This is a genomic window from Natronococcus sp. A-GB1 (assembly GCF_029688845.1).
Classification (GTDB): domain Archaea; phylum Halobacteriota; class Halobacteria; order Halobacteriales; family Natrialbaceae; genus Natronococcus.
Window position 1 is genome coordinate 389,139 of sequence record NZ_JARUKW010000001.1, and the last position, 18,740, is coordinate 407,878.

Below are 18,740 nucleotides of genomic sequence, written 5' to 3' on the forward strand. Positions count from 1 at the left end.
CGACTCAGGCCCGTTTACGAGGATAATGAGCGAACTTCCCCAGCCCGTCGAGCGCGAACTCGAGAGTCACGACGCCTTCGACGCGCTCGAGGACGGCTACGAGCTGACGACGACGGTGTTCGAGACGACGGTAGACGCGACCGAGGCGGACGGCAAGCGCGACGGCCGCTTTCGGGTGATCGTCCACTTGCCGACGCTCGACGCCGCGGTCGGCGACGAGACCGTCGCGCCGGTCGTCGAAGACGGCTGGTTCGAGACCCTCGAGCGCCGCCTCGAGGACACCTTCACCGTCGCCCGGACGAGCACCCACGAGGAGCCGACCGTCGAGCGCGACGGCGAGACCGTGCGGGTTACTCTCGAGTTCGTCGCTTGGGACGCCCGCGAAGGCGTCGAGGACGCCAAGGCGCTGATCGAGTACGTCGAGGGCACCTACGCCCAGGGGCTGATCCCCGGCTACGTCTACCGCGGGCCCGCCGCGACGCTGCTCGAAAGCGCCCAGAGTCGCGGTCAGGAGGCGGCCGAGGGAGACGGCGAGAGTGGCGGAATGCCGATGTAAACGCGAGTCGCCGGACGGGATCGTCGCTCAGTCCATCGCGATGTAGGTCTGTGTGTCCTCGACGCCGTTGATCCCCTGGATCTCCGTTGCCGCGATCTTCTTGACCGCGGCGGGAGTGTCGACGGCCGCCTTCGCGATGATGTCGACGTCGCCGGCAACGATGTGTGCCGCTTCGACGCCGTCGATCGATTCGACGCTCTCTCTGAGTCGATCCGCCTCGCCCGTGTTCGCCTTGATCATGACGTACGCTGTAACCATCAGTTGACACCTCCCGCGCCCGCGTTCGCCGCCGCGCGAGTCGCCGACTCGCCGACGATCAGCTGTCTGACCGAGTTCAACACCTCGTAGTCCGCTAGCACGACGATCCGGTCGCCGGTCTCGAGCGATTCGTCCTCGGAGGGGATCTCCAGGGGACGGTCGCGCTTGCCGAACGCGATGACGGTCGCGTCGGCCGGCAACTCGAGTTCGCTGATCGAGTAGCCGTTGATCGGCGCCTCGTCGGTAAAGGTAAGTTCGACGATCTGGAGGTTCTGTGCGATGTCGGCGATCGCGCGGATCGTCCCCCCGAGCAGGGCGTTTTTCGCACCGATCGCACCCAGCCGTTCGGGGTAGATGATCTCGTCGACCTCCTCGGCGTACTTGCGGTAGATCCCCTCGCGGTAGGCCTCGTCGATGCGCATGACCGTCCGGCAGCCGTGGTGTTTGGCTATCATACAGGCGGTGAAGTTGACGTTCATGTCACCGGTCAGCGCCCCCAGCGCGTCGGCTTCGGCGAGGCCGGCCTCCTCGAGGATCGTCTCCTGGGACCCGTCGCCTTCCACGACGGTGAACTCCTGGTTTCGGGCACGCCGTACCTTCGACTCTTCGCGCTCGATGACGGTCACCTCGTGTCCCTCCTCGCGTAAGACACGCGCTGTGCGCAGGCCGACTCGTCCGGCGCCGATGATCACGAACCGCATGAACGGAGGGTACGCCCGCCCCCGCCAATAAGTTTGCCCTGGTGACCCATACCACTCGGCCGGAAGCCGACAAAAGGCTTTAGTCATGCCACGATGTACCACACCAGCGAGAATGGTTCACGCCTTCATCATGGTGAAGACGGCCGCCGGAAAGTCCGAGGGGCTGCTCGAGTCGATCAGGGGGCTCGGGTCGGTCGCCGAGGCCCACATCGTCGCGGGCAACTACGACATCATCGTCGAGGTCACCACCGAGGAGGTGTACGAGATCCTCAAGGCCGTCTCGACCGACATTCAGGGACTCGAGGGCGTGACCGACACGAAGACGTACATCGCGATGGACTGACGCCTCTTTTTATCGCACACTGGTCGAAGGCCCGCCCCCGTCCGGGTCGCGAGCGCGCCGAGATCGGAGTCGTCTCGGGCCACCGGTGACGCGTTCGCTCGAGCCTGCGCTCTGAGGCCTCGACGTTTTGCGGTGGAGTGGAGTACGGGTCGGCATGGCAGACGACCAGCCGGAGCGTACCGACGATCCGCCCGAAATCGAGTGGCCCGGAGAGACGGATCTGGACGACGACCCCGGCCCCGCATCCGAGAACCTCGACTCCGAATCCGACGACGACTTCCAGCTGATCGGAATGGCAAACCCCGGAACGCCCGTCTTTCACAGCGCCGAATCTGGCCTGCTGTACCACGGCGACGTGAACGAGGACGGCGGGATCACGCCGCGACCCGGCGACGAGGTCGACATCGAGTTCGGGGACGAGGGGACGCTCTCGGAGGCGATCACCGATCTCGGCGAGCGCCTCGGCTGGGACTCGCTGACCGACTACGGTCGCGACCATCAGAACGACGACCCGCCCCGGGACTGAGCCGCATCAACGCTCGAGCTCCCGCGGATCCTCGCGGGCGGCGAAGCCCTCGAGCCACGCCCGCTGTTCGTCGAGCCGCGGCGTCGACTCCGCGTACACCGGCTCGAACACCTCCCCGGGTTCGGGCGCGGGCCTCGATTCGGCGGTCTCGACGGCGTCCTCGAGCTCTGCTTCGGTTTCGTCCTCGACCTCTTCGACGAACGCGTCGTCGAGGACTCCCTCCTCGCGAAGGTAGGCCTCGTAGCGATCGAGGGGATCGGCGGTGCGCCACTCCGGGAGTTCCTCGCTCCCGTCGCGGTAGCGTGAGGGGTCGTCGCTCGTCGTGTGGGCGCCCTGGCGGTAGGTCAAACTCTCGAGCAGGACGGGGTTTTCCTCGCGGGCGCGCTCGAGGGCGGCCTCGGTCAGTTCCCGCACCGCCAGCGGATCGTTGCCGTCGACGCGAACGCCGTCGAAACCGTAGGCCTCTGCCTTGCGCGCGATGGTGTCGCTCGCGGTCTGGCGCTCGCGAGGCGTCGAGATCGCCCAGCCGTTGTTCTCGCAGAAGAAGACGACGGGCGTGTCGAAGACGCCCGCGAAGTTCAGCCCCTCGTGGAAGTCGCCCTCGCTCGTCGCGCCGTCGCCGAGGTAACAGCAGATCGCCTCCTCGGAGTCGCCGTAGTTCGCGGCCATTCCCAACCCCGCGGCGTGGGGGATCTGGGTCGCGATCGGCACCGCCTGTGGGAAGACGTTCAGATCGTGATCGGAGGCGTACTCGGGGAACCCCCGACGGAACAGCAGGATGTCGCTCATCGGAACGCCGTGAGCGAGCTGCATCGCGTTCGAACGATAGGTCGGTACGAGCCAGTCAGTCTCCGCCAGGGCGTGTGCGGCCCCGACCTGAGATCCCTCCTGGCCCCTGAATGGCGGGTAGCCGCTCATCCAGCCCCGGCGCTGCAGGGCGAGCGCGCGCTCGTCGAACCGGCGCGCTCGCACCATGTCGCGGTAGATATCGAGGGCCTCCTCGACGGAGACGCGACTGTCCTCGAGGGCGGTCTCGCCGATGACTCGGTGCATGCCACCAGCCTGGCGGAGATGGCTGAAAGTAATTCCGGTTACTCCGTGTCCGCGAGCGCGCTCGCCAGCACGTTCTCGACGCGCTCGAGAACGACCTCCGGCGGCTGGGTGGCGTCGACCCGCACGAACCGGGCCGGATCCCGCTCGATCAACCGCTCGTAGTTGTCCCGCACGTTCGAGAGATACTCGACGCGTTCGAACTTGTTCGTCGTCCCCGCACGAGCAGCGGCAGTCTCGGGGTCGAGATCGAGGTAGATCGTCAGGTCGGGCTCGATCGAGAACGCGCTGTGGATCCCGACGACGTACTCGAGCGGGCGGGTGATCCGGCCGTCCGCCTCGAGGGTCGCCCCCTGGTAGGCGTAGCGGGAGTCGGAGTAGCGATCGGAGATCACGAGGTCGCCGCGCTCGAGAGCGGGCTCGATCACCCGCGTGAGGTGATCGGCGTGGTCCGCCGTATACAGGAAGAGTTCGGCCAGCGGGTCGGCGTCGTCGTCGGCGATCGAGCGATAGACGGCCTCGCCGTACCACGACCCCGTCTCTCCCGAGGTAGGCTCGGTCGTAAACGTCGCGTCGGGGTAGACGTCCCGCAGGGCCTCCCAGACCGTCGTCTTCCCGCTCCCGTCCAGTCCCTCGAGCGTCACGAGCATACTCCCACGTCGCTCGGGCGGATACAAGACGGCATCGCCATCGCTCGGCCGACCCTTACAATGATGCCGTCCCCTATTTGTCCGTCCAGGGACCTAGTGCAGGTATGAACGTTCTCGTCGCCGGTGGCACCGGCTTCATCGGGACGCATCTCTGTACGGAACTACACGAGCGGGGTCACGACGTGACCGCACTCTCCCGGAGCCCCGACGATGCCGACCTCCCCCCGGAGATCGACCGCGCCATGGGCGACGCCAGCGCCTACGACTCGATCGTCGAGGAAGTCGAGGGCCACGACGCCGTCGTCAACCTCGTCTCGCTGTCGCCGCTGTACGAACCCCCCGAGGGAACCAGCCACCAGGAGGTCCACCTCGGCGGTACGAAAAATCTCGTCCGGGCCTGTGAGGAACGGGGCGTCGACCGGTTCGTCCAGATGAGCGCGCTCGGGGCCGACCCCGACGGGGCGACCGACTACATCCGATCGAAGGGTCGGGCCGAGTCCGTCGTCACCGGTTCGGACCTCGAGTGGACGATCGTCCGACCCTCCGTCGTTTTCGGCGACGGCGGGGAGTTCGTCGGGTTCACCAAGCAGCTGACGACGCCCCACGTCACGGGACTTCCCGGGGGCGGGAAGACGCGGTTCCAGCCGATCTGGGTCGGCGACCTCGTTCCGATGCTTGCCGACATCCTCGAGGACGACGCCCACGTCGGCGAGACCTACGAATTCGCGGGACCCCAGGTCGCGACGCTGGCCGACGTCACCGAACTGGCCTACGCGGCCGAGGGCAAGTCCGTCACCATCGTGCCGATCCCGATGGAGCTGACGAAACTCGGGCTGACGGCCGCGAAGCCGGTTCCGTTCATCCCCTTCGGCCCGGACCAGGCCCGCTCGCTCGAGATGGACAACACCCTCGCCGACAACGACGTCACCGCTTTCGGGTTCGACCTCGAGGAGCTGACGACGCTCAAGGAACATCTCGGACTCGAGGTCGAGGCGCCGACCGCCGACTGACGGTCCTCGGTGGCGGACCGCGGCCACAGTTGTAGTATAAGCTGAAATTCTCTTTTGACACAAAACTTATGCCCGCGATAGCACTCGGTCAGACAACGGAGACCTCTGATACGCATGAAACTGGCGATGATCGGATTCGGACAGGCCGGCGGCAAGATCGTCGATCGCTTCCTCGAGCACGACGATCGAACCGGCAGCGGGATCGTTCGGGCGGCCGTCGCCGTCAACTCCGCGAAGGCGGATCTGATGGGTCTCGAGCGGATCCCCGAGGAGAACCGCGTGCTCATCGGGCAGGCCGAGGTCAACGGCCACGGCGTGGGCGCCGACAACGAGCTCGGCGCCGAGATCGCCGAGAACAACGTCGACGAAATCCAACACGCCGTCGACTCGATCCCGACCCACGAGGTCGACGCCTTCCTGATCGTCGCTGGAATGGGCGGCGGGACCGGCTCCGGCGGCGCGCCGGTGCTGGCCGACCACCTCAAGCGGATCTACACGATCCCGGTTTACGGGCTCGGCGTGTTGCCGGGCGCCGACGAGGGCGGGATCTACACGCTCAACGCGGCCCGATCGTTCCAGACGTTCGTCCGCGAGACGGACAACCTGCTCGTCTTCGACAACGACTCCTGGCGTCAGACCGGCGAGTCCGTCGAGGGGAGCTACGACCAGATCAACGGCGAGATCGTTCGCCGGCTCGCTATTCTCTTCGGCGCCGGCGAGATCCGCGAGGGCGAAGACGTCGCCGAGAGCGTCGTCGACTCCTCGGAGATCATCAACACCCTCGCAGGCGGGGGCGTCTCGACGATCGGCTTCGCCAGCGAGGACGTCGAACTCGAGTCGGGCGGGCTGCTCTCGCGGTTTACGGGCGGTGACGAGGGCGCCGAACTCGACACCGCCGAGACGACCAACCGAATCACGAGCCTCGTCCGAAAGGCCACCCTCGGGCGGCTCACCCTTCCCTGCGAGGTCGACGGTACCGAGCGCGCGCTGCTGGTGCTGGCCGGCCCGTCGTCGTATCTCAACCGCAAGGGGATCGAGCGGGGCCGGACCTGGCTCGAGGACGAGACCGGCTCGATGGAGGTCCGCGGCGGCGACTACCCGCGCCAGGAACCCGAGGTCGACGCCGTCGTCCTGCTGTCGGGCGTGACGAACGTCCCGCGAATCAAGCGCCTCCAAGAAGTTGCGATCGAGGCCCAGGACCGGATCGACGACATCGAGGCCGAGCGCGAGCAGAACCTCGAGAGCCTCGTCGTCGACGAGGCCGACGAGCTCGAACCCCTCTTCTGAGCTCCGACGCGTTTTTGCCCGCGTGCCGGCAACGGTAGCCGAATGCGGGTCCTCGTTCCGTTTGCGGCCGACGCTCCGAAAACGCGCCTCGAGCCGGTGCTCTCGGCCGACGAGCGGGCGGCGTTCGCGCGGGCGATGTTGCGCGACGTGCTGGCCGCGATCCACGCCGTCGGCTACGAGCCGACGGTGCTCTCGACGGCACCACTCGAGCTCGAGGAGCCGATCCCGGCACCGGTAGTCGTCGACGACCGTCCGCTGACGCCAGCGGTCGACGCCCGGCTACCGGAGCGTTCCGAGGACGACCCTGTCGCCGTCGTGATGGCCGACCTCGCGCTGGCGACGCCCGACGCCCTCGAGCGCCTTTTCGCCGCCGAGGGCGACGTCGTCGTCGCGCCCGGCCGCGGCGCAGGGACCAACGCCCTCGTCGTGGACCACCCCGAGTTTCGGGTGGACTACCATGGCGGCTCCTTCCTCGACCACCGCGAGATCGCCGCGGAGGTCGGTGCCGACCTCGCGGTCGTCGACTCGTTCCGGCTCTCGACCGACATCGACGAACCGACCGACCTCGTCGAGGTGCTGGTCCACGGCACTGACCACGCGCCCGCAGCCCTCCGAGAGCGGGGGTTCGAACTCGAGGCCGACGACGGGCGGGTCGGAGTCGTCCGGGTTGGAAACGCGACCTCGAGCTGAGTCCCGCCGAAGACGGGCCGAACCGCACCGTCCTCACGGGCCGGGATCGGCCCCGACCCAACGAGAAGCCCTTATGGTCCCGGCGACGACACTTCGAGGCAATGATTCCCGGCGCGAGCGAGTACGGCGTCGCCCTCGAGATCGACGACGCGGCCGTCGAGCGGCTGCTCGAGGTCACCCCCGAGGACGTCGGCGCGCCGCCGGAACTCCACTTCGCCCGGAACGTCTTCGTCCCGCTGACGACCGCCTGCCGGTACACCTGTACCTACTGTACGTACTTCGATCCACCCGGTGAGGCCTCGCTGCTCTCGCTCGAGGAGGTCCGGGGGATCTGCGAGCGCGGCGCCGACGCCGGCTGCACGGAGGCGCTGTTTACGTTCGGCGACGACCCCGACGACCGGTACACCGAGATCCACGCGCAACTCGAGGAGTGGGGGTACGACTCGATCCACGACTATCTGCGGGCGGCCTGTGAGGTCGCCCTCGAAGCGGGGTTGCTCCCCCACTCGAACCCCGGCGACCAGACCCTCGAGCAAATGGAGACGGTGGCGGACGTCAACGCCAGCATGGGCGTGATGCTCGAGACGACGGCCGAGGTCGGCGCCCACGCGGGCCCCCGCCGGAAGGAGCCGGGCCAGCGCCTGCGGACGATCGAAAACGCGGGAAAACTCGACGTCGCCTTCACCACGGGAATCCTCGTCGGGATCGGCGAGGACTGGCACGATCGCGCCGAGAGCCTGCTCGCCATCCGGGAGCTGCACGAACGCTACGATCACGTCCAGGAGGTGATTGTCCAGCCCGTCGCCGAGAACGAGCGGTGGTCCGACGGGAGCCCCGGACTCGAGACGATGCGTCGAGTGACGGCGATGGCCCGCGTCGCCCTGCCCGAGGAGATCTCGGTGCAGGTGCCGCCGAACCTAGCACCGGCCCGCGATCTGGTCGACTGCGGCGTCGACGACCTGGGCGGGGTCTCGCCGATCACCGACGACCACATCAATCCCGAGTACAAGTGGCCCGCGCTGCGGGAGCTCGAGGCGATCGCCGACGAAGCTGGCGTGCCCCTGGGCGAGCGACTGCCGGTCTACGAGCGGTTCCTTCCGAGCGATCTGCGAACGGCGGCGTTCGACGGCGTCGCGGCCGCAGGAACTGACGCCCGCGACGACGAGCGCGAGTGGATCCCGTCGCGGATCCGGGACGCACTCGAGGCCGACGACGCGGCTGGCGATCGGTACCGGGCCGTCCTCGAGGGCGAGAGCCTCGTGAACCGCTGCTAACCCGGCGCGCTCGGTAGATCGCTCCTCGGTCGGCGGGCTCGCGACGGTCTCGAGGAGCGCCCCTCGGACAACGCCGCTCACGCGAAGCGAGCGGGAACCGAAAGCGTAAGACCGCGGCGGGTGCGTTCTCTCACACCCGATGGTTACCCAGATCAAGGACCCGGTACACGGGTACATCGAGCTGCCGGAACCGCTGGTCGAGCGCGTCGTCGACCGGGCGGCGTTCCAGCGGCTCCGGTACGTCCGACAGCTGTCGGCGACGAACCTCGTCTACCCGGGCGCGAACCACACGCGCTTCGAGCACAGTCTGGGAGTCTATCACCTCGGTCGGACGGTGTTCGAGAACCTGCGCGAGGAGCCCTACTTCGTGCGCGACACGCCCGAGTCCACCCTCGACGAGATTCAGCGGACCCTCGAGTGTGCCTGTCTGCTCCACGACGTCGGTCATCCGCCGTTTTCCCACATCTGCGAGCCGTTTCTGGACACGGGCGAGATTCGCGAGCGCCTCGCCGACCGCGGACTGCGCGCGGCGTTTCGCGACGCCGGCGTCGACGGGGCGCCGCTCCGGACAGCGAACGACCACGAACTGCTCGGCTGTCTGATCGTCCTTCGGGAGTTCCAGGAGGACCTGGAGGCGATGGGGGTCGACCCGTTCGAGGTCTGTGCGTACGTGCTGGGCTACAGCCTCGTCTACGAGCGCGGCGGTCCCTGGCAGCACGGACTCGGCGCCCAGCTGCTCCACTCGCCGATCGACGTCGACCGACTGGACTACATCACGCGGGACAACCAGATGACGGGTGCGGACGTCCTGAGCTTCGACACCGATCGGATGGTCGATTCCTACACCGCCCACCCCGAGGAGGGGCTGGCGCTCTCCGAGAAGGCCCTGTCGACGCTCGGCAACTACCTCGAGGGCCGGATTGCGCTGTACATGTGGGTGACCCAGCACCACAAGTCGGTGTACGCGAACATCCTCTTGCGGGAGCTCGTCGAGGAGCTTGCGGCTGTAACGGGCGAACCGCCGGTGACGCTCGAGGGGATTCTCGAGGGGTACGTCGACGACAACACGGTGATGGAGCGACTCCGGGTCGCCGCCCGCGACAACCCCGAAACGACGCTCGCGGCGCTCCACGAGCGCTTTCGGCGGCGACGGTTCCCGAAGACCTGCTGGAAACACCGCATTGCCTACGCCGACCGCATCGACGCCGACCTCGACGCCTTCGGCCAGTGGCTCGTCTCGAACGACGCTCGGCTGGAGGCAGCGCTCGCCGAGCGGTTCGACTTGCCCGCTCACGAGGTCTGGATCGAGCGCTCGTACGTCCCGGAGTACGAGCCTGCGGAGCTAAAGGAGATCCCGATCGCCTACGGCGGGACGACTCGCTCGGCGGGCGACTGGGGGCTGTACGGCGAGCGGGCGTTCGACGCGCCGATCCCGTTCGTCTACGTTCCCGACGGGCACAAGACGAACGCCACGGAGTGGCTCGTCGATCGGTTCTACGCGGAACACGGCGGCGGACGCGAGGGTGGGAGCTGATCCCTCGAGACGCCAAAACTATCCTGTTGTCCGGACCTACCAGTGAAGCGGCAACGACGTATATTCTGGTTCGAGCCGTAGGAATCGTATGCACAGTGATACCATTGCGTTCGGCGTTCCGGTTGCCGGGCTCGTCCTGGGTGCAGCGATCCTCGTCGGCAGCCTCTTCCTCGGCGGGCTGTCGATCGTCTCCGTCGGTGGCGGCGCCATCGGCCTGCTGGCTATCGCCGCGCTCGCGCTCGCGGTCGCCCGCTCGGTGAGCGAGGAGCCGACCGTCGAACTCACAGAACGCGAGGACGACGAACCTGGACTCGCCCGCGGCGCGAAGTGAGTGGAGTTATAGTAGCCACTGAACGTCAGTGCGCACCCGATCGCACGATGGCTGTGCGATCGGTGTGCAAACAGTTTCAGTTGTTACTATAGACGATCCGGTACCGGTCATCATCCGCTCGCTCGAGCGTCGCCGCCTCGCGAAGACTCACGGTGCGCCCGGTTGGATTCGGCTCGATAACGGCATCGACGTCGACCGACTCGAGGGTTCCCAGCAACTGCGCCTTCGGGGGTCCCTGGGTCGCCCCGCAGTCGTAGATCGTGAGCAGACCGCGCTCGCTTCCCTCGCGCTCGTAGACGACGAGATGGGCGTGGTTCGGCAGCCGCCAGCTGCGGTCGTCGATCTCGAGGAGGTGGTTCATAGGCGCCGGTACGCGCGGCGTCGGCAAAAAGCTGCGTCGGGATCAGTCGTCGGCCGGAACCGTCCGCTCGTCGCGCTCGAGCAGCGGCGTCCCGTCGGCCTTCGGGCCGAGCTCGGGGCCGAACGGCGGCTCATCGGGATCGATCACGCGCCGTTTCTCGTAGTCGGTCGACCGCTCGACTGGAACGCGGCCGATCGACTCGATTAGTTCGACGTAGTCCGAAAAGGAGCGGAACTCGCCGTACTCGCCGCCCGCGCGCTTGGTGATCTCTTCGGAGAGGATCGTCCCCATGAAGTCGTCGGCGCCACAGGAGAGCATCTTCAGCCCCTGCTCGTCGCCGTACTTCACCCACGAGGACTGGATGTGATCGACGTTGTCGAGGAACAGTCGCGAGACGGCGATCAGTAGCTCGTCCTCGTCGTCGCTCGGACCGCTCGAGACGACGTCGTGTTCGAACAGCGGCGTGTTCTGATGGACAAAGGAGAGGGGGACGAACTCCGTGATCGCGCCGTCGACGCGCTCCTGGAGGTCACGGACTCGTTTCAGATGTATCGCGTGGTGGGCCTCGTTCTCGACGTGGCCGTACATGATCGTCGCGGTGAGCCCGAGCCCGACGTCCGCGGCGGCCTCCATCGCCTCGAGCCAGCCGTCGGTGCCGATCTTGCCGGGACAGATCACCTCTCGGATCTCGTCGACGAGTATCTCGGCTGCCGTTCCTGGAACGGTGTCTAGTCCTGCGTCCTGTAATCTGCGGTAGACCTCCTCGTAGGACCAGTCGGTCCCTCGGCAGGCGTGGTAGGCCTCCTCGGGAGTCATCGAGTGGACGTGAACCCCGTCGACGCTCATCGCTTCCAGTTGTGCGGCGTAGGTGCCGGGATCGGTTTCGTAGGTTCCGGGCGGTTTGAAGTTGACTTCCTTCGGAGTCGGATGACTGCGAAGAATCTCGAGGTGCTCGTCGTCGAGGGCGAACGCGGGGTGGAGCCCCGACACCGACGTGACCTCGTAGATCCCCCGGTCGACCGCATCGGCGACGGTTTCGCGGGAGTCGGCGGGCGTCTTCGTAAACCCGGCCATCTCGGCCTCGTACTCGCTCTCGAAGGTGTGAGCGGCGTCCTTGAAGTTACAGAACAGACAGCCGACGTTGCAGGCGGTGGTGACGTTGTTGTTCAGGTTCGCGACGAAGGTGACCTCCTCGCCGACGACGTTGGCTCGGCGTCGGTCGGCGGCCTCGAGTACGCGCTCCTTGCGTCGGCGGTCGATCCCCTCGATATCGGTCCCCGTCGTCAGCAGTTCGATCGCGTCGTCGACGGTCAGCCGGTCGCCGTCCCGGGCCTTCGCGAGCGCGTTCTCGAAGGACTGGTCGGTGTCGGGAACGTGATCGAACTCGAGATCTGCCTCGGTCACCGGTCGCTCCATCGGCGTATCAATACCAGTACAGCGAGAAAAGGGTGGTGGATCGGTCGTTCAGTTCGTGCGAGTCCCGGTCTCTCGGCGGCTGCGAGCGGTCGGGTTCGTCCCGTTCACGCACCGAGAGTCCGGAGGGATGCCGGTCTGGCGTATGTTGTCAATAGTTAGTCACTCTGGAGCCGCAGTGGGAGCCGTCCGCGCCGATACTGAAACCTTCTTACCGCCCGGCCTCCGCATCTGACATATGAACCGCGGCCGCCCGGCTGCCCAGAGGTGTCTCGGATGACGAGCGTCAAGGAGTTCCACATCGAGGAGGAGGCCACCGCCGACAGCCTCGGTGCGGGCTCGTTCGTCTTCACCGACGACTACTCCGTGTTCGACTGGGGGAAGATGCCCGACCAGATCCCCGATAAGGGCGCGAGCCTCTGTACGATGGGCGCCTTTAATTTCGAGCTCCTCGAGGAGGCCGGCGTGCCGACCCACTACCGCGGCGTCGTCGAGAACGGCGAGGTCCGCTCGCTCGAGGAGGCCTCGCGCCCGCCCTGGCAGATGGCGATCGACCTCACCCAGACGCCGAAGCTGCCCAACGAGGGCCTGGAGTACGACTACGACAGCTACCACGAGGCCGCGGGGGAGAACTTCCTGATCCCCCTCGAGATCGTCTTCCGAAACCGGGTCCCGATCGGATCGAGCCTGCGCCGGCGCACCGAGCCAGCTGACCACGGGCTCGAGTTTGACTCCTGGCCTGACGAACCCGTCGACCTCCCGGAGCCGGTCGTCGAGTTCACGACGAAGTACGAGGAGACCGATCGCCAACTCGACCGTGCGGAGGCCGACGAGATCGCCGGGAAGGCCGACCTCGACGAGCTCGAGTCGCTCGCACTCGAGGTCAACCGGGTCATCACCGAACAGGCCGCCGAAACCGAGCTGGTCCATCAGGACGGCAAGATCGAGTGTCTCTACTACAAGGGCGACGTCGGGGTCGCGGACGTCGTCGGCACGTTCGACGAGAACCGTTTCAGCTACGGGGCGACCCAGCTCTCGAAGGAGGTGCTGCGCCAGTACCACAAGCGAACCCAGCCCGAGTGGGTCCAGGCCGTCGAGGCCGCGAAGGCACAGGCTAAACAGGAGGATATCGCCGACTGGCGGTCCCTCTGTGACGTCGAGCCGAAACCGCTCGACGACCGCGTGCTCGAGACGGCCCGAAACATGTACTGTGCCGGCACCAACACCTACACCGGACTGGACGTCTTCGACGCCCCGCCGCTCTCGAGTGCCATTGGCTCCGTTCAGGGGCTGTAGTTCGGGCGCTCTCTCGAGTCGATTTTTGACGGACGGGCGACGGTCCGACACCAGAGACGAACGGTTCGACCCCCCTCCCCCCAGTGTGTCCAGTGTCTTCGGTCGTCTTGCATGTGGTCATCTCCGTATGCGGTCCCTGGAACAGTGTACGGATACAACCGCGACACGTACTGTGATTGCACTGTCGATTATCTCTATGACAATCCATCTACCCCGATCTCTCCTCGAACGGACCTGTCGCTCCCTCTTTTTTTGCTATCGTCCGGAAAGATACTAATTACAAGTTTTGGTCGACAAGCGTCGACAACCTCATCCCACACTCAGTCTCCGAGACACTGGACACAATGGGGTGGGGGGTTCTGGAGGCGGCGGACGGTGCCCCCTCCGGACAATGTTTCGTTTCACACACCGAGTCCGGAGTCGGCCGGACCGTTCGGAACGGGCGCGCTCGAGACGGTCCGGAACGAGCGTTACACCCTCCGCGTCGTCACCGAGCCGGGCGCTCGACGTACTGCCGCTCGAGTCCGACCAACCTCATGAGCGGACTACGGGTCGGCAGCGTCAGTCGGCTCTTCCGGCTCCGGGACGACGTCCGACGAGTATTCGGCCATTCGAAACTCCGTCGATCCACAGCGACAGCTCCCCTTCGTTCCGATCGGTTTGATCGTTCCGTCCGGCCATACTTCGGCGGCGTAAGCGGATTCGCAGGAGGTGCAGACGGCCATCCTTCGTCCACTCTCCCCGTCGGGCATACGGCGCCGTACTGTTCGTCCGATAATAGATATTGTGTGAGGACTCGGGTGAAAAACGAGGTCGAACGTCTTCCGCGCGGAAACGTCGTCTGTGACGGACTTCGAGGACGCTCGAACCGTCTCAGGGAGCAGGCAGCGTCACGAAGAACGTCGACCCCTCGCCGGGCTCGGAGTCGACCTCGATGCTCCCGCCGTGGCGCTCGGCGATCCGCTCACACAGCGCGAGGCCGATCCCCGTTCCCTCGTACTCCTCGCGGCTGTGGAGTCGATCGAAGACGTCGAAGATCCGATCCTGATCACCGGGAGCGATCCCGATCCCGTCGTCGCTGACCGCGACGATCCACTCGCCGTCGCTCTCCTCGGCCTCCACGTGAACCCGTGGCGGATCCTCGCCCGAGTACGTGATCGCGTTCTCGAGCAGGTTCTGAAACAGCCGCCGGAGCTGGCTGCGATCGCCCTCGACCATCGGTAGCGACCCGATCGTCAGCTCGCCGTCATCGTCGTCGACGGCCATCTGGAGGTCCGTGCTGACCTCCTCGAGAACGTTCTCGAGGTCGACGGGCTCGAACGGGTCCCCGCGGGTCTCGACGCGGGAGTACTCGAGCAGCCCCTCGATCATGTCCCGCATTCGTTCGGCGCCGTCGACGGCGAACTCGATGAACTCCCGGCCGTCCTCGTCGAGCTCGTCCTCGTAGCGACGCTCGATCAGGCCGAGGTAGCTCGTGATCATTCGCAGGGGTTCCTGGAGGTCGTGGGAAACGGCGTAAGCGAACTGCTGGAGGCGTTCGTTGGACTCCTCGACCCGCCGTTCGCTCAGCTTACGGTCGGTGATGTTCCAGTGGGAGACGATCGCGTACAGCTCGTCCTCGTAGCGCGTCCGTTCGACGGTCAGCTGGAACCACTGCTGCGAGTCCGGCGAGTGGCAGGGGTACTCGAGGGTAAACGTCTCCTGTTCGCCCTCAAGGACGGCCCGAACGCCCTCGACCGCCTGCTCGGCGTACGGGCTGTCGCTGTCCTCGCAGACCTCGACGTAGTTGACGCCGACGCTGTCGACCAGCGGCTGGAGTTCGTTCTCCTCGGCGAAGGACTTCCAGGCCTCGTTCGTCCCCAGAATCGCGCCCTCATCGTCCAGCACTGCGATGTTCGGCGCGAGCGTATCGAGGACGTGTGACCCCAGCCCCTCGGGTATCTCCATACGAACAGGTCCGGCTGCTGCTGTAAATGCCGTTCGGTCGTCCCGTTGACCCACCCGACGGAGGGGGATGGCGGTTCCACGAAGTCGACCACGAAAAAGTAACACTCATGTGAGCCGATACGAAAGGAACGGCCGAAAGCGATGAGTCCCGTCACTCCCGGTGGAATCCTTGCGGGTGTTACGTCCGGTATCTTCGCGGGTATTGTCCCGTTCAGCGTTACGACGGTCGTTCTCTCGATGCTGGCGGTGTTTATGTTCGCGATGCTGTTGCTGGCCGTTGCACCGCTGGTTTCGGAGGACCGAAGCGCACGGCTCGGCACGGCCGCGAGCGACGACCGTGCGACCGACGAGCGCGCGACCATCGAGCCGAACGAAGCCGACTGAGACGCGCCGGACGGGCGGAGTCGGCTGTTTTCCCCCTGCGAATCCGAGCGTTACGTCGGCCGGAGTCAGGCCTCTCGTTCACCTTCGCCGTACTGTTCTCGAACGAGGTGTTCGATCCCCCGGTCCTCGAGGACGTCCATCGGCGCGAGCATGTCGAGCTGGACCACGCCCGGCAGCCGGCCGATCTGGACGCCGCCGGTGAACGTACACCGCGAGCGTACCTCGCCCTCGCTCATCTCGAGTAGCTTGCCGGCCCGATCGAAGGCGTTCTCCGTCGCGTCGTTGATCGTCGCGCCCGTTCCGACGACCTGAATGGGCCCCATCTCCTCGAGCAGGTCGACGCCGTGTTCGTCGGCGAGCGCGCGCCCGGTCTCGAGTTCGTCGTCGCTGTACGGTTTGCTGATAAACGGCAGATCCTCCTCGTTGGGCAGGAGGATCGGCCCGTCGATCTCGAGACCCTTGATCACCCCGACGTCCATCCGCACCCTGCCGCTGACGTCGGTCGTGTGCAGGGAGAGCTCGCCGTCGCCCTGGTTGGCGTGGAGGTCCCCGACGTAGACGCCCGCGCCGTCGACCTTGACGGGACAGATCAGCGTCGCGCCCGCACGGACCTCGGGGATGTCCATGTGGCCGTCGGTGCGGGCCTCGAGTTCGGCCTCGCTCTCGAGTCCCCAGTCGTGGTCGGTTTCGAGGAGGAACTGACCGAAGTCGCCAGCGTTGTGGGAGTCGGGCAGCTCCACGGACGGTGTGGTCCCGATATTGCCGACGAAGGGGCGCAGCCGACCGAGCGTGCCGGGCATCTCGGAGGGTGCGTACAGCAGGATCGGGTGCTGGCGGGAGTTTTCGGGGATGTCCATCAGCTCCGTGGCGTCCTCGGCGAGGTCGTGTGCGGCGTCCTCGTCGACCGTGATTCCTACCGTGTGATCCTCGTCGAAGACGACGGTGTAGCCGTACTCGAAACCAAACGAGGAGGCGTTGGCGCCACACTCCGCACAGCGGATCGCCTCCTCGCCGGTGCCCTCGACGATCGACTCGGGCCACTCGGTGCCGCAGTCGGGACAGCGGTGGTCGACAAACGGGTCGTCGCCGAACGCCTCCGTTCGCTCGCGCATCGACCCCGTGCTCGTCGCGAGGCTCGTCACCTCGACGTCCCGGATCGTCAGCGCCACGGCGTCGCCGACCTCGGCGTTCTCGACCCGAATCGGCCTCGTTACCTCGTGGCCGCCCCGGAACTCGGGAGTGATCATCGGCCCCCAGCAGCCCGGCGGGGTGTAGGTCTCGATCGTCCCGCCGTCGGCCACCGTTCCCGCCCACTCCTGGTCGGGGCCGACGAGTCCGAGCGTGTACTGGTCGACCGACAGCTCCTGTTGAACCTCTCGCTGTGCCATTGTGCGTGAGAGTATCACCCGGACCGTGATAAACGATTCAGTAACACGGACGTCAGCCGATTTCGCTCGCTCGAGAACGCCGATCTTGACGGCGCCGGCTACGATCGCGAGGCGTTCGTCGATCGCGTCGGTGACCACCTCCAAGGGACCGAGATCGAAGGCGACGACGCCGAACAGTTCGCCGACGGGGTTACCGACGCGATTGCGGCCACGCTCACGCAGGGTGAACTCCAGGACCTGAAGGCCCAGCTCGACGGCGATCTCCACCCGCTGTTCGAGGGCGTGGCGGTCGACCCTGAAGACGTCTGAGTCCTCGTATCGGCCGGCCGATACCGCCGCAACAGGATCGTTCAAGTAGCTGCATCCTATTTTGAGGATCGATGACTGGTTCGAGCGACGAGGACACACCGGCGTGTCAGGCCTGCGAGAAACCGGTGACACAAAATGGCGAGCGTCGGGTCGTGAGCGTCGTCGAGAACGGCGAAGCCGTCCACTACGAGTTCTGTAGCGTCGACTGTCGCGAGTCCTGGGACGATTCGACGTCCCGTTATAGTAACAACTGAAACGGTTTGCACACCGATCGCACAGCCGTCGTGCGATCGGGTGCGCACTGACTGTCAGTGGCTACTATAGTTCGCCGGTGGCTCCGGTTCTGTCTCTCGCTCCGCCTCGTCCTCGCTTTTCCCTTCCGAGACCGTCGCGTCGTCGACGGTGTCGGCGATCCCGTCGATCGGTCGGTCCGGCGTGAGTTCGTCCATCTCCTCGGGTAGCCCCAGCTGATACGCTGTCTCGCCCCCACGGACGCTCGTCCGACCGCGGTGGACCGAGACGTCGCCGTTCAGGTGGAGCCGCACCGCCTCGAGCAAGGCGTCGGCCTCGAGGGGCTGACCCCGCTGCTTGAGATCCTTGAGGTCGGCGTCGTCGGGGACGTCGAACGCGCGCTGGGTAATGATCGGCCCCTGATCGAGGTCGGTCGTGACGTAGTGGGCGGTGACGCCCGCGACACGGACGCCCTCCTCGAGGGCCTGGCGGTAGGCCTCCGCGCCGGGGAACGCGGGTAGCAGCGAGGGGTGGACGTTGATGATCCGGTCCTCGTAGCGGAAGACGACGTTCGGGCTCAGAATTCGCATGTACCGCGCGAGGACGATCAGGTCGGCGTCGTACTCCGACAACAACTCGAGCAGCCGTTCCTCGTTTTGCTGGCCGTTCTCGTTGCCGATGTCGTGGAACGGAACGTCGTACCGTTCGGCGAGGGGTTCGAGGTCGTCGTGGTTGCCGATGACGACCCCAATGTCGGCGCCGAGTTCGTCGTTCGCCCAGGCTTCGAACAGCGCCTCGAGACAGTGGCTCTCGCTTGTGCCGAGGACGGCGATCCGCTGGGTCTCGCGGTCGGCGGGGAACCGGACCTGCACGTCGAGCCCCAGGTCCTCGCCGAGGTCGCGGAGGTCGTTTCGCAGCGTTTCCTCGGTACAGACCATCTCCGCGGTGTCGACCGCGAGATACATTCGGAAGACGCCGTCCCGAACCGCCTGGTCCATGTCCTCGATGTTCGCTCCGCGCTCGAACAGGAGGCTGGTCACGCGGGCGACCAGTCCGGTGTCGTCATCTCCGATAACGGTGATCTCGGTCAGGTCGGTCGTCATCGCAGCCACCTCCGCTCGAGCGGTCGTCGAGTCATCAGTATCGGATCCAGTTTCCGGGTAGTCAAAAGCACCGCGGATCGCCGCTCCACGAGCCGGAG

21 protein-coding genes and 1 pseudogene are annotated in these 18,740 nt (G+C 66.2%); 13 read left to right on the forward strand and 9 right to left on the reverse strand.

Annotated elements, in window-relative coordinates; all coding sequences use genetic code 11:
• The first annotated feature begins 25 nt into the window (after positions 1 to 25).
• Entirely contained in the window at positions 26 to 556 is a 531-nt protein-coding gene (locus QA600_RS02005) for a DUF5813 family protein (RefSeq protein ID WP_278290290.1), read from the forward strand.
• 27 nt (positions 557 to 583) lie between these two features.
• Here the strand turns inward: QA600_RS02005 and QA600_RS02010 are convergent, their stop codons facing one another.
• Both QA600_RS02010 and QA600_RS02015 read right to left on the reverse strand, forming a co-directional pair.
• Positions 584 to 814, reverse strand: a complete 231-nt coding sequence (locus tag QA600_RS02010) for an Lrp/AsnC ligand binding domain-containing protein (protein ID WP_278290291.1) — start codon at positions 812 to 814, stop codon at positions 584 to 586.
• Complete coding sequence (locus QA600_RS02015) at positions 814 to 1,515, reverse strand: TrkA family potassium uptake protein (RefSeq protein WP_278290292.1); 702 nt, start codon at positions 1,513 to 1,515, stop codon at positions 814 to 816. The genes QA600_RS02010 and QA600_RS02015 overlap by 1 nt, the downstream gene beginning before the upstream one ends.
• Positions 1,516 to 1,627: 112 nt before the next feature.
• Here QA600_RS02015 and QA600_RS02020 point away from each other — a divergent pair, with 112 nt between their 5' ends.
• Together QA600_RS02020 and QA600_RS02025 are read left to right on the forward strand one after the other, a co-directional pair.
• On the forward strand, positions 1,628 to 1,858 hold the full coding sequence (locus tag QA600_RS02020; RefSeq protein WP_005554165.1) for an Lrp/AsnC family transcriptional regulator: 231 nt from the start codon (positions 1,628 to 1,630) through the stop codon (positions 1,856 to 1,858).
• Between the two features lie 154 nt (positions 1,859 to 2,012).
• Positions 2,013 to 2,384 (forward strand): hypothetical protein, encoded by a 372-nt coding sequence (locus tag QA600_RS02025; protein ID WP_278290294.1) that lies wholly within the window; start codon positions 2,013 to 2,015, stop codon positions 2,382 to 2,384.
• Between the two features lie 6 nt (positions 2,385 to 2,390).
• Here the strand turns inward: QA600_RS02025 and QA600_RS02030 are convergent, their stop codons facing one another.
• Together QA600_RS02030 and tmk are read right to left on the reverse strand one after the other, a co-directional pair.
• Positions 2,391 to 3,437: a thiamine pyrophosphate-dependent dehydrogenase E1 component subunit alpha gene (locus QA600_RS02030; RefSeq protein ID WP_278290295.1), complete on the reverse strand. Its 1,047-nt coding sequence runs from the start codon at positions 3,435 to 3,437 to the stop codon at positions 2,391 to 2,393.
• Positions 3,438 to 3,475: 38 nt separating this feature from the next.
• The gene (gene tmk / locus QA600_RS02035) at positions 3,476 to 4,084 is read right to left on the reverse strand and encodes a dTMP kinase (RefSeq protein WP_005554160.1); all 609 of its coding nucleotides are present in this window, start codon (positions 4,082 to 4,084) and stop codon (positions 3,476 to 3,478) included.
• Between the two features lie 104 nt (positions 4,085 to 4,188).
• Here tmk and QA600_RS02040 point away from each other — a divergent pair, with 104 nt between their 5' ends.
• The 6 genes from QA600_RS02040 (at position 4,189) to QA600_RS02065 (ending at position 10,210) form a co-directional block, all read left to right on the forward strand.
• Positions 4,189 to 5,094, forward strand: a complete 906-nt coding sequence (locus tag QA600_RS02040; RefSeq protein ID WP_278290296.1) for a complex I NDUFA9 subunit family protein — start codon at positions 4,189 to 4,191, stop codon at positions 5,092 to 5,094.
• A gap of 114 nt (positions 5,095 to 5,208) precedes the next feature.
• Entirely contained in the window at positions 5,209 to 6,381 is a 1,173-nt protein-coding gene (locus QA600_RS02045) for a tubulin/FtsZ family protein (RefSeq protein ID WP_278290297.1), read from the forward strand.
• Positions 6,382 to 6,423: 42 nt separating this feature from the next.
• Positions 6,424 to 7,071 carry a 2-phospho-L-lactate guanylyltransferase gene (cofC, locus tag QA600_RS02050; protein ID WP_345782001.1) on the forward strand — a complete coding sequence of 216 codons (648 nt, stop codon included), beginning with the start codon at positions 6,424 to 6,426 and terminating at the stop codon, positions 7,069 to 7,071.
• Between the two features lie 101 nt (positions 7,072 to 7,172).
• Entirely contained in the window at positions 7,173 to 8,345 is a 1,173-nt protein-coding gene (gene cofG / locus QA600_RS02055; protein ID WP_278290298.1) for a 7,8-didemethyl-8-hydroxy-5-deazariboflavin synthase subunit CofG, read from the forward strand.
• Between the two features lie 139 nt (positions 8,346 to 8,484).
• Positions 8,485 to 9,879, forward strand: coding sequence for an HD domain-containing protein (locus QA600_RS02060; protein WP_278290299.1), 1,395 nt, complete (start codon positions 8,485 to 8,487; stop codon positions 9,877 to 9,879).
• A gap of 88 nt (positions 9,880 to 9,967) precedes the next feature.
• The gene (locus QA600_RS02065; protein ID WP_278290300.1) at positions 9,968 to 10,210 is read left to right on the forward strand and encodes a hypothetical protein; all 243 of its coding nucleotides are present in this window, start codon (positions 9,968 to 9,970) and stop codon (positions 10,208 to 10,210) included.
• A gap of 76 nt (positions 10,211 to 10,286) precedes the next feature.
• Here QA600_RS02065 and QA600_RS02070 read toward each other — a convergent pair whose 3' ends face one another.
• Entirely contained in the window at positions 10,287 to 10,571 is a 285-nt protein-coding gene (locus QA600_RS02070; RefSeq protein WP_278290301.1) for a hypothetical protein, read from the reverse strand.
• A gap of 42 nt (positions 10,572 to 10,613) precedes the next feature.
• The gene (gene cofH, locus QA600_RS02075; protein ID WP_278290302.1) at positions 10,614 to 11,987 is read right to left on the reverse strand and encodes a 7,8-didemethyl-8-hydroxy-5-deazariboflavin synthase subunit CofH; all 1,374 of its coding nucleotides are present in this window, start codon (positions 11,985 to 11,987) and stop codon (positions 10,614 to 10,616) included.
• Positions 11,988 to 12,260: 273 nt separating this feature from the next.
• On the opposite strand from cofH, the gene QA600_RS02080 reads away from it, so the two are divergent.
• On the forward strand, positions 12,261 to 13,280 hold the full coding sequence (locus QA600_RS02080; RefSeq protein WP_278290303.1) for a phosphoribosylaminoimidazolesuccinocarboxamide synthase: 1,020 nt from the start codon (positions 12,261 to 12,263) through the stop codon (positions 13,278 to 13,280).
• Positions 13,281 to 14,153: 873 nt separating this feature from the next.
• Here the strand turns inward: QA600_RS02080 and QA600_RS02085 are convergent.
• Positions 14,154 to 15,227, reverse strand: a complete 1,074-nt coding sequence (locus tag QA600_RS02085) for an ATP-binding protein (protein ID WP_278290304.1) — start codon at positions 15,225 to 15,227, stop codon at positions 14,154 to 14,156.
• A 141-nt stretch (positions 15,228 to 15,368) separates the two neighbouring features.
• Here QA600_RS02085 and QA600_RS02090 point away from each other — a divergent pair, with 141 nt between their 5' ends.
• Positions 15,369 to 15,611, forward strand: coding sequence for a hypothetical protein (locus tag QA600_RS02090; protein ID WP_278290305.1), 243 nt, complete (start codon positions 15,369 to 15,371; stop codon positions 15,609 to 15,611).
• A 65-nt stretch (positions 15,612 to 15,676) separates the two neighbouring features.
• Here QA600_RS02090 and QA600_RS02095 read toward each other — a convergent pair whose 3' ends face one another.
• On the reverse strand, positions 15,677 to 16,999 hold the full coding sequence (locus QA600_RS02095; protein WP_278290414.1) for an acetamidase/formamidase family protein: 1,323 nt from the start codon (positions 16,997 to 16,999) through the stop codon (positions 15,677 to 15,679).
• 147 nt (positions 17,000 to 17,146) lie between these two features.
• Between QA600_RS02095 and QA600_RS02100 the strand changes: the two are divergent.
• Together QA600_RS02100 and QA600_RS02105 are read left to right on the forward strand one after the other, a co-directional pair.
• A pseudogene (locus QA600_RS02100) lies at positions 17,147 to 17,308 on the forward strand (DUF2267 domain-containing protein); the annotation flags it as partial.
• A 71-nt stretch (positions 17,309 to 17,379) separates the two neighbouring features.
• Positions 17,380 to 17,562: a hypothetical protein gene (locus tag QA600_RS02105; RefSeq protein ID WP_278290306.1), complete on the forward strand. Its 183-nt coding sequence runs from the start codon at positions 17,380 to 17,382 to the stop codon at positions 17,560 to 17,562.
• A 54-nt stretch (positions 17,563 to 17,616) separates the two neighbouring features.
• Here QA600_RS02105 and QA600_RS02110 read toward each other — a convergent pair whose 3' ends face one another.
• Positions 17,617 to 18,642, reverse strand: a complete 1,026-nt coding sequence (locus QA600_RS02110) for a formyltetrahydrofolate deformylase (protein ID WP_278290307.1) — start codon at positions 18,640 to 18,642, stop codon at positions 17,617 to 17,619.
• Between the last annotated feature and the right edge of the window lie 98 nt (positions 18,643 to 18,740).

Coding starts and splice junctions, on each gene's coding strand:
- QA600_RS02010 (WP_278290291.1), bottom strand. CDS start 814: ATGGTTACAGCGTACGTCATGATCAAGGCGAACACGGGCGAGGCGGAT.
- QA600_RS02030 (WP_278290295.1), bottom strand. CDS start 3,437: ATGCACCGAGTCATCGGCGAGACCGCCCTCGAGGACAGTCGCGTCTCC.
- QA600_RS02060 (WP_278290299.1), top strand. CDS start 8,485: ATGGTTACCCAGATCAAGGACCCGGTACACGGGTACATCGAGCTGCCG.
- QA600_RS02005 (WP_278290290.1), top strand. CDS start 26: ATGAGCGAACTTCCCCAGCCCGTCGAGCGCGAACTCGAGAGTCACGAC.
- QA600_RS02015 (WP_278290292.1), bottom strand. CDS start 1,515: ATGCGGTTCGTGATCATCGGCGCCGGACGAGTCGGCCTGCGCACAGCG.
- QA600_RS02110 (WP_278290307.1), bottom strand. CDS start 18,642: ATGACGACCGACCTGACCGAGATCACCGTTATCGGAGATGACGACACC.
- QA600_RS02020 (WP_005554165.1), top strand. CDS start 1,628: ATGGTTCACGCCTTCATCATGGTGAAGACGGCCGCCGGAAAGTCCGAG.
- QA600_RS02105 (WP_278290306.1), top strand. CDS start 17,380: ATGACTGGTTCGAGCGACGAGGACACACCGGCGTGTCAGGCCTGCGAG.
- QA600_RS02065 (WP_278290300.1), top strand. CDS start 9,968: ATGCACAGTGATACCATTGCGTTCGGCGTTCCGGTTGCCGGGCTCGTC.
- QA600_RS02090 (WP_278290305.1), top strand. CDS start 15,369: ATGAGTCCCGTCACTCCCGGTGGAATCCTTGCGGGTGTTACGTCCGGT.
- QA600_RS02070 (WP_278290301.1), bottom strand. CDS start 10,571: ATGAACCACCTCCTCGAGATCGACGACCGCAGCTGGCGGCTGCCGAAC.
- QA600_RS02085 (WP_278290304.1), bottom strand. CDS start 15,227: ATGGAGATACCCGAGGGGCTGGGGTCACACGTCCTCGATACGCTCGCG.
- QA600_RS02080 (WP_278290303.1), top strand. CDS start 12,261: ATGACGAGCGTCAAGGAGTTCCACATCGAGGAGGAGGCCACCGCCGAC.
- cofC (WP_345782001.1), top strand. CDS start 6,424: ATGCGGGTCCTCGTTCCGTTTGCGGCCGACGCTCCGAAAACGCGCCTC.
- QA600_RS02095 (WP_278290414.1), bottom strand. CDS start 16,999: ATGGCACAGCGAGAGGTTCAACAGGAGCTGTCGGTCGACCAGTACACG.
- QA600_RS02040 (WP_278290296.1), top strand. CDS start 4,189: ATGAACGTTCTCGTCGCCGGTGGCACCGGCTTCATCGGGACGCATCTC.
- QA600_RS02025 (WP_278290294.1), top strand. CDS start 2,013: ATGGCAGACGACCAGCCGGAGCGTACCGACGATCCGCCCGAAATCGAG.
- QA600_RS02045 (WP_278290297.1), top strand. CDS start 5,209: ATGAAACTGGCGATGATCGGATTCGGACAGGCCGGCGGCAAGATCGTC.
- cofH (WP_278290302.1), bottom strand. CDS start 11,987: ATGGAGCGACCGGTGACCGAGGCAGATCTCGAGTTCGATCACGTTCCC.
- cofG (WP_278290298.1), top strand. CDS start 7,173: ATGATTCCCGGCGCGAGCGAGTACGGCGTCGCCCTCGAGATCGACGAC.
- tmk (WP_005554160.1), bottom strand. CDS start 4,084: ATGCTCGTGACGCTCGAGGGACTGGACGGGAGCGGGAAGACGACGGTC.